The 560-nt window shown below is 50.5% G+C and carries 1 protein-coding gene; it reads right to left on the minus strand.

All coding sequences use genetic code 11. The features are described 5' to 3' along the window. On the minus strand, positions 1-560 hold a 560-nt coding region (locus ADINL_RS15755; protein ID WP_036550384.1), incomplete at both ends, for a PglZ domain-containing protein.

Below are 560 nucleotides of genomic sequence, written 5' to 3' on the forward strand. Positions count from 1 at the left end.
CTTCTAAACGGCCTTCTTGAAAACGCGCGCCATAACGCTTGCGAATTAGCTCCATACGCTGAGCCACGGTTTTTACTTCTTGTCCGTTAATAAAGGGCACCAGCTTGCCGTCTACATTGTTTAGTGCAAGGCTTTTGCCAGCATCGGGTAGCAGGCTTGCCATACCCACCAATGTAATGCTGGGCAACTGTGCTAACGCAGGGATTAGCTCGGTTTTACCGTCCTCTGCTAATTGCTGTTCTAAGGCAACGCCCAGCTCATACCGCAAGGCATCAACCATCAGATAGGCTACCTTATGCCCGCTTTGAGCCAGTTTTGGGGCCACCAACTTGTCGAAGACTTCGGTGTTCGATAGCCGATCAGGCAATGGCCAGCCGCTGCTTTGCAGGTGCTTGGTGAACAACAGCTGTAGCTTTTCAATTAATCGGCCATATTGTTTGCGCACCTGTTGTTGCAATGGATGCATTAGCCCTTGGGTATCTTGCCAGTCATAATCGCTAACGGCTTGCTCAAATTCCCGGTGTAAGCGATCCGCTTCGCGGAACTGAGCGATATAGAAG

The organism is Nitrincola lacisaponensis (assembly GCF_000691225.1).
In the GTDB taxonomy this organism is placed as follows: Bacteria; Pseudomonadota; Gammaproteobacteria; order Pseudomonadales; family Balneatricaceae; genus Nitrincola; species Nitrincola lacisaponensis.